Annotated in this window: 7 protein-coding genes; all 7 read right to left on the bottom strand. The window is 43.1% G+C overall.

Annotation, left to right across the window (positions count from 1 at the left end):
• Positions 1-500: 500 nt before the first annotated feature.
• Positions 501-830 (bottom strand): DNA-directed RNA polymerase subunit beta, encoded by a 330-nt coding sequence (locus ACZSMY_RS23075; protein WP_042529560.1) that lies wholly within the window; start codon positions 828-830, stop codon positions 501-503.
• 99 nt (positions 831-929) lie between these two features.
• Positions 930-1,748 (bottom strand): flagellar hook-basal body protein, encoded by an 819-nt coding sequence (locus ACZSMY_RS23070; protein ID WP_193065081.1) that lies wholly within the window; start codon positions 1,746-1,748, stop codon positions 930-932.
• A 13-nt stretch (positions 1,749-1,761) separates the two neighbouring features.
• Positions 1,762-2,568 (bottom strand): flagellar hook-basal body protein, encoded by an 807-nt coding sequence (locus ACZSMY_RS23065; protein WP_042529556.1) that lies wholly within the window; start codon positions 2,566-2,568, stop codon positions 1,762-1,764.
• A gap of 83 nt (positions 2,569-2,651) precedes the next feature.
• Complete coding sequence (mreB, locus tag ACZSMY_RS23060; protein WP_042529553.1) at positions 2,652-3,653, bottom strand: rod shape-determining protein; 1,002 nt, start codon at positions 3,651-3,653, stop codon at positions 2,652-2,654.
• Between the two features lie 251 nt (positions 3,654-3,904).
• Complete coding sequence (locus ACZSMY_RS23055; RefSeq protein ID WP_042529551.1) at positions 3,905-5,470, bottom strand: ROK family protein; 1,566 nt, start codon at positions 5,468-5,470, stop codon at positions 3,905-3,907.
• Positions 5,470-6,564: a DUF917 domain-containing protein gene (locus tag ACZSMY_RS23050; protein WP_465148377.1), complete on the bottom strand. Its 1,095-nt coding sequence runs from the start codon at positions 6,562-6,564 to the stop codon at positions 5,470-5,472. The genes ACZSMY_RS23055 and ACZSMY_RS23050 overlap by 1 nt, the downstream gene beginning before the upstream one ends.
• Positions 6,565-6,608: 44 nt before the next feature.
• A complete protein-coding gene (locus tag ACZSMY_RS23045) occupies positions 6,609-7,895 on the bottom strand; it encodes a purine-cytosine permease family protein (RefSeq protein WP_465148376.1) in 1,287 nt (428 codons plus the stop codon).
• Between the last annotated feature and the right edge of the window lie 175 nt (positions 7,896-8,070).

The following is an 8,070-nucleotide window of genomic DNA, read 5'->3' as shown; positions in this document are numbered from 1 at the left end:
AAAAAAGAAGTTCGCTTTTTTTCTGCGGGGTCTTCCCTCCGCGCTTTCCCACGACGGACAGGACGTCCTAGTGTCGGTCGTTGGTCACAGGACGTGACCGTTCTTAGCCGACCAGGAGTCTCCATGTTTTTCTTCTGGGACTGGGACTGCGGTTACTCGCCCCACCGAAAACCATTGCGATTACTCGTCCCATCAAAAAGCATTCGCTAGTCTCTGTTCTCAATCATCATTTCGTCAATGTTATAAGAAAACAAATGGCTATCTAGTTGTATCAAATATCACATTTAAAAATTCATTAACCTGATAACAATGCTGGCATTACTCGCTCCATCGAAAACCGTCGTAGTGGAGATCTTCTTGGCAAGAACACCGATGATTTAAAGAGCAAGTAGTGTTCTTGTTTTTTCTTATCTGTGCACAAATTCAGTTTTAGTAATATTTTGCTTAACGTACCTATTTAAACTATAGCAAAAACATATTCGTCCATCCTCGAATATGTTTTACTCTGTTTTATTTACAATGTCGATAATATGCTGCCAGGTCTCTAGGCGCAGAACATCTAATGGAGATCCGTCGCCAAGTACAGCAAAACCAATCATTAGGCCAATGATGAAGGCTGCTGCAGCAAAAATTGTGATAACAATGATACGCAGCCAAATCGGAAAAATACGCAAACGCGGTCTGCTGCGTTTCTCCTCACGTTTACGCTGCTGTTTTTCTTTTTTATCTGTTTTTCTAGAAATATCCTGTTGTACTGCTTGTTCCTCACCAGCTGCTGTCTCTTGCTCAGCTTCCTGTGAGGTATTCTGTGAAGATGGATTATTCGTCATTTCAGTAACTCCTTACAAATGGATGTTCAAAAAGAGCAATCAAACAACGCATCCTTCTTGAACACTAACGGTATGTAACTGCCATCGTCTCAACCTGAATCAGGAACGAATGGTATTCACTAACCCAAGCATTTGGTCGCCCATGGTGATGGAACGTGAATTAAATTGATAAAGCCGCTGTGCTGCCATCATATCTGTCATCTGCTGCGACATGTCCACATTTGATTGCTCCAATGACTGCGGATGGATTACAGCGCCCTCACCAGCATATGCTTGTATGATTTCGTCTATATCCGCTGCTCCTGAAACAGTAAAGAAATTATCTCCTTCTGCTTCCAAAGCGCTGGGACGTACAGCTTCCACAACAGCCAATTCAGCTTCTGCCGCCTGTTCACCGTCTCTGGTGACCACCAATTGACCTTGATCATTTAATTCAATGGCATCAAACCCGTCTTGGATTTCAATCGGTCCCTCTGTCCCGATAATAGGGTGACCATCGGAAGTTGTCAAGGCAACGCCCCCTCCTTCAACTGGAGAAAGGAAAAAGGAACCGTCTCTCGTATAGACTGTATCCTGCTGCCCATTTTCTACGCGGTTCACTTGAAAAAACATATTCTCTTCCGTTAATGCAGCATCTAAGCTGCGGTCTGTCTCTATCATGCTTCCCTGCAACTGGTTCAGGTTAATAGCACCTAACCCCGCCCCTGCTCCCACACGTATTCCATCGGGAGTCAGTCTGCCTTCTGCATTTTCAGGAGCATTCAAATTATCAATTTGCTGGCTTAGTAAGGAAGAAAATTCAACTTGTCTGTTTTTATATCCAGTTGTGTTGCTATTGGAAATATTATTGCCAATAACATCAAGCTTGTGCTGGATTTGGTTCATGGTTACTGCTGATTGATTCATAATACGTGACATGTTCAATTTCCCCCTATCCTAATCGGCCAACTTCTGTAACAGCTTTTCCGAGACTCTCATCATATACCCGTAAAACGCGCTGATTACTCTCAAATAACCGATAAGCATTCATCATATCCGTCATGGCTTGTTCGGTATTGACATTCGATTGTTCTAATGCCCCCTGGTGCAATACATACGCTGCATCTGCCGGTACAGCCTCTGCATCCCCTTCAAAAAGATCATTTCCTTCTTTCGTCAGTGTGTTTGCATCCGCTGCATACTGCATACCAATTGTCACATCGCCGCCAGTTGTCGGAATAACGCCCTCTGGGGTAATAGTCTCTATCGTTCCGTCTGTCTGAATATTATTCCCGTCTTCATCTAAAACATAGTATCCCTGATTCGTCACAAGGAAACCTTCTGCGTCAATCGTAAAATTACCATTTCGCGTATAACGTACATCTCCATCTTCATTTTGAACGGCAAAGAAGATAGCCCCATTTTCATCTGGAACATTTCCCTGCTCGATCGCAACATCTGTCGGCAGTCCCGATTCGTTGATATCCCCTTGCGCAAAATGAGGAATCGTTTCTTGAACATATACGCCTGTATTCATACCGCCCAATTGACGGGATAAAGGAATATTGAAACCTCCTTGCGTGGTCGGGATGGTGTTCCCGCCGCTTTGCTGTATCAATAATTCCGGAAAAGCACGAATTGCCGTTTGATCGGCTTTGTATCCTGGCGTATTTGCATTGGCAATATTATTAGACAATGCTTCCTGCTGCCGCTGCTGCGTTATCATACCACTTGCCGCTCCATATAAACCTCTTAACACAAAGCTTCCTCCTCTGTATGTAAAAGATTAGAGCTGGCAGGGTAATAAAATAAGCAACACATTCTGCCAGCTTCTATTAATGATTAGTTTACACTTCTTTTTTCAAGCTTATCAATATTTTCAAGCATGATTCCCGTTCCCTTTGCAACACAATCCATCGGATCCTCTGCAACAAAGATAGGAACCTTTAATTCTTCCGCCAATAATTGGTCAATTCCATGAAGCAGTGCGCCGCCTCCAGTCAGGATAACGCCCCGGTCAATGATATCTGCGGATAATTCGGGAGGTGTCTGTTCCAGAACTGCTTTAGCTGCCTGAACAATAAGTGCTACAGATTCCATCAACGCCTGTGAAATTTCCTCTGATTCAATCGTTATCGTTCTCGGTAAGCCAGATACCATATCCCGGCCTCTGATATCCATGGATTCTTTACGTGATCCAGGGAACACCGTAGCGACATTGATTTTAATATCTTCTGCAGTACGTTCACCAATAAGCAGTTTGTATTCCTTTTTAATATATTGCAGAATATCCCAGTCAAACTTATCTCCAGCCATTTTAACGGATTGCGAAGTAACAATGCCGCCCATGGACAACACGGCTACATCGGTTGTTCCGCCGCCGATATCTACTACCATGTTTCCGCTTGGCTGATAAATATCCATTCCAGCGCCAATCGCAGCTACTTTAGGCTCTTCTTCTAAGTATATGCGCTTTCCGCCTGACTTCTCTGCTGCTTCTTTAATGGCTTTTTGTTCCACTTTCGTTATGTTTGTCGGGCAGCAAATAAGCATTCTCGGCTTTGACAAAACACCTTTGACATTAATTTTATTTATAAAATATCTTAACATGGCTTCTGTGACATCAAAATCAGCAATAACGCCGTCCTTTAACGGGCGCAGCGCCTCTATATTACCCGGTGTACGTCCAACCATACGGCGGGCTTCTTCTCCAACTTCAAGCACACGGTTCGTATTTCGATCCATGGCAACGACAGATGGTTCATTTAAAACTATTCCTTTTCCTTTTACATGTATCAACACATTTGCGGTACCAAGATCAATCCCAATATCTCTGGAAAACATGAATCTAAATCCTCCTAGCGTTACTATCTTGCACCGTCCTAAGACAAAATGCTACTAGTATACTATTTTACCACAAAACCCGGTAATTAACTGTATGAAAATAAGATTTTTTTATTTTTTTAAGTCGCTTCACCAAAATATCCAGAGGACAAACTACTTTAAAATGTGAAAGTGGAGTAATTAAAAAGGCAAAGTTGACATGATATTTCCTATGTCAACTTTGCCTGAACAATTCTTTGTATTTTTTTAGGCTATGCGTTCCGCTGCAGTTCTCCGGCTGCTTTCACTCTAACCCGTGTGGCATTTCCCGGGAGATAAGCTAAAGGAACGTCCTCTACATCAACAATCACAAGAGTCTCCGGATCTGCACCTGCATTTACTGCTGTTGCTTTTGCCTCCGATTTTGCCGATTCCAGTGCATGCTCCCGTCCTACCTCATCTAATAAGTAGATTCTTTCTACTTGTCCGCTGACCTGAGAAATCGCTGAACCAATGGCATTAGCAACACCGGAGTGTTCTGGTCGGAGGACGCGTGAAGCCCCTTTTAATTCAGTTGGTAATAAAATACTCCCGCCGCCGACAAGAATAACAGGAATGGGATCCGCGGTTGTCTTCATTTTGTCAATAGCCTCTTCTACAAGCTCCACCATCTTCTCATAAACTTTATTCAGCCATGACTTATCCAGATGAGCCACTTTGGATGCATCACCTAAATCAACTTTACCAAGCGCTACTGCTACATCTGTTGTTGTCAGTGTATCACCGCCGAAAATCATTGCTTTCTCAGGCAAACGGTACCCGACGCTGTCCGGACCAATTGAAAATGCTTCGTTTTCTTCTGCATGGATAATTGTTCCTCCGCCGAGTCCGATAGAAATTAAGTCAGGCATACGGAAATTCGTTCTTGCTCCTCCAATTTCTACTTCCAGAGAAGATTCCCGCGGAAAAGAATGAATTAACACACCAACGTCTGAGGTTGTACCGCCAACATCTACAACAATAGCATCAGACAGGTTCCCTAAATAGGAAGCGCCGCGTAAAGAGTTTGTCGGACCACAGGCAACTGTAAATATCGGGTAACGAACCGCGTAATCAACAGACATTAATGTTCCGTCATTTTGTCCAAAAAATACTTTTGCATCAATATTTTCACTTTTTAACGCATTGATGAACCCGTCTGCAGCTGTTTTCGCTACACGGATTACGGAAGCATTCAAGATTGTTGCATTTTCACGTTCCAGCAGACCGACAGAACCAATTTCAGCAGATAATGAAATGGCCACGTCTTCTCCTAATACTTCTTGAAATATTTTCTTTGCTCTCTCCTCATGGTCGGTAGATACAGGAGAAAAAACAGAAGTGATTGCAATAGAATCTACCTCTCCTTTTACTTCATTGGCAATTTTGTATAAATGTGCTTCATCTAAATCAACGATTTCCCTGCCATCAAATTCATGTCCGCCACGTACAAGGTAAACATGCTTTCCAAGCGCCGCACGAAGGTCATCCGGCACGCCTACCAGCGGTTTCACTGCCAATGTAGCCGGGGCACCAATACGAACAGCAGCAATGTTGTTTAACCCTTTCCGCTCTACAATAGCGTTTGTACAATGCGTTGTCCCAAGCATGGCATAACGGATATGTTCAGGAGACACATTTGCTTTTGTAATCACTTCATGCATCGCTGTATAAATTCCAGTTTCTACGTCCTCTGTTGTGGATGATTTTGTTTCGGAAATCACTTGATTATCCTGATCCAGCAAAACAGCATCCGTATGTGTTCCACCTACGTCAATTCCAATACGATACGTACTCATTATTCCGTCTCTCCTTTACGAACTAATTCTTCCACCGGCGTATATTCGACATCGTAGCCAAAATATTTGGGTCCGACTGTTGCAATCCCTTTTTCCGTTCTCCATTTTTCATGGCATGGTATACCAATAACGACACATCTGGAACCATAACGGATTCCTTCTGTAGTAATTGGCAAACCTGTTTCTGCATCCAGTACGGCAATTAAATCCGGTGTCACACAAAGCAATCGCCGATCTGTTTGAGCAAGAAGATGCTCATTTTGAAAACGAAGCTGAAGCGTTTCTTCTTTATAGTCACCGATTCCTTCAAAGGATGCTGTACCTCTCGCAAAACCAGTTTCTGTTTTCCGATCGATATCTGTTACTTTTCCACGGAATAATTCAAACCCGCCCACTGTTTTCAAAACTTCCTGAATCGCATTGACATTATTTGCTTTAGCAAGGCGAATGGTTTTTCCAATTTCCTCTTCCAACTTTAAAATACCGGCAATTCCGCTATCTTTTAGATTTTTACCTCGCATGGAATACATGGCATTCATTACAGAGCCGCCCATTTGAATGGCAGAGGCGCGGGCAATGCGTTCTGTCCAGACGTTATCAATCGTGGATAACAGCGCTGTATTCCCTTTTTCATCGCCGATTACTGCCGGAGTAGCCTGGATACCATCTAAATAGAATGTAACCATCTGCAGTTCAGGAAATGCTCTTCCCATTCCATCTGCATCAATAACAGGCAATCCCCGTCTTGCAGCGAGCGCAAAAGGCAGCATGGAGTTTACTCCTCCCGCTTCAATCGGAAAAGTTGCATAGATGTCTTCCCCAAGAAATTCTTCCAGTTTCCCAAAAACCTCCATCGCTTCTTCTCCACTGGGAACTTTTTCAAGCATGACCGTGGGAGCCCCCATCATGGAAGAGGGAACAACCAAAGCATCCTCTGGAACTTCATCTATTTCCAATAAAGTTACTGGTCCATTTTCTTCGATTGCCTGCAGCGCCATCAGCTTTCCGATATATGGATCTCCGCCTCCGCCTGTTCCAAGCAGTGCTGCACCAACAGCGATATCTTCAATTTCTTGTTTGCCTATTTTTCTCATTTTTTTAAGCCTCCATGTTTCCAGAATATAAGATTTGATTTGTATTATTTCTTTTTTCTAAAGATAAGGGACCCGATATAATAAACGATTCCGCTAATCAATAGCGAGTTAATGGATGGAATACCAATTGTGAGGATATACCCTGCAGCAAAACCTGCTGCCCAGGCAATCAGTGTAACAGGATGCATTTTTTCAACATCTGTGGGCAGCGTCCCTTGTTCTCTGGATTCATCCAAACTTTTACGGTGTGTTTTTAAAATAAAGTACTCTACCACCATAATTCCCGCAATTGGCGGAACAAGTACGCCGAGGAATACTAAGAAATCAACAAAATAATCCAGCATTCCAAGCACGGAAAGCACCGTTCCAATAATACCAATCACTAATGTAACCTTTGCACGGTTAAGCTTTATTTTAAATACGGAATCAAAAATATTTGTAAAGCCGAGAGACGAAGAATACAGATTCAAATTATTAATTTTAACTGTAGATAAAACAACAGCAAATGCTCCAAGCCAGCCGGATGCTTGTACCATAATACTCACTACATCATTCGTCCGGGCAGCAAGTGCCATCAATACAGCTATCATATTGATTCCAACTTCCCCAATCAGTACCCCGATGGTAGCCATCCAGAATACATCTTTACCACTTTTAGCAAATCGGGTGAAATCTGGTGTAATAACAGCTCCAATGATAAATCCGCCTGCAACCATTGTAGCAGCTGCCCCCATTGTTAAAGGATCACCAGCCGGAGCTGCAGAGAATAATCCATTGATAGAATGCTCACTAAATACATAATAAACACCGACAGCCATTGCTAATAGAAATAATGGTACGGTAATTGTAGCTGTGATACTCAATAATTTAAAACCGAAGATAACGAGTACAGTAACTCCTAATCCTGTAATCGTAGCAGCAGCTGCATGCGGAAGTGCTCCTCCGGTAGCCTGTACCAGACCATCGGCAAACACAGAGTTTTGAACCCCAAACCACCCGATACAGGAAATAGCAATGACGCCTCCGATAATGCTCGATCCGTATCTGCCGAACCCTGTCCATCTTGAAAGCAAACTGGTGGAGAGACCTTCTTTAGCACCTGCATACCCTAAAAGAAAGCTGATAACCTGTAAAATAACACTTCCCAGCATCGTTGCCCAAAAAGCTTGCCAGAATGTCATTCCATAACCCAGCGATGCACCTAAAATAAATTGGGAAATGGTTGCTAATGCTCCTACTCTAATAATCGTAATACTCCAAAGAGACTGCCTTGCCGATCTGGGTACTCTGGATAGTGAATAATCATCTCCAATATTGGTTTTATTCCCCATTTTTTATTCCTCCTTCGTCATTTCATGCTGTTATGATTGGGTTGTTCAGGCAAAAGCTGCTGTTTCGTCCAGCTCATTAAAATGTTATTTCTTTCATTCGCTGTAGAATCCTATCAGAGCGCAGGCCAACCACGCAGACTCCTAAGTGGTTGGCAGGCTAAACCCGTGACTCCTG

This window comes from Oceanobacillus sp. B139/18 (genome assembly GCF_055524595.1).
This window is presented reverse-complemented; position numbering and strand designations above follow the sequence as displayed.

Excerpts from the sequence above, each read along its gene's own strand:
- ACZSMY_RS23075 (WP_042529560.1), bottom strand. The coding sequence starts at position 830 with ATGACGAATAATCCATCTTCACAGAATACCTCACAGGAAGCTGAGCAA.
- ACZSMY_RS23070 (WP_193065081.1), bottom strand. The coding sequence starts at position 1,748 with ATGTCACGTATTATGAATCAATCAGCAGTAACCATGAACCAAATCCAG.
- mreB (WP_042529553.1), bottom strand. The coding sequence starts at position 3,653 with ATGTTTTCCAGAGATATTGGGATTGATCTTGGTACCGCAAATGTGTTG.
- ACZSMY_RS23055 (WP_042529551.1), bottom strand. The coding sequence starts at position 5,470 with ATGAGTACGTATCGTATTGGAATTGACGTAGGTGGAACACATACGGAT.
- ACZSMY_RS23050 (WP_465148377.1), bottom strand. The coding sequence starts at position 6,564 with ATGAGAAAAATAGGCAAACAAGAAATTGAAGATATCGCTGTTGGTGCA.
- ACZSMY_RS23045 (WP_465148376.1), bottom strand. The coding sequence starts at position 7,895 with ATGGGGAATAAAACCAATATTGGAGATGATTATTCACTATCCAGAGTA.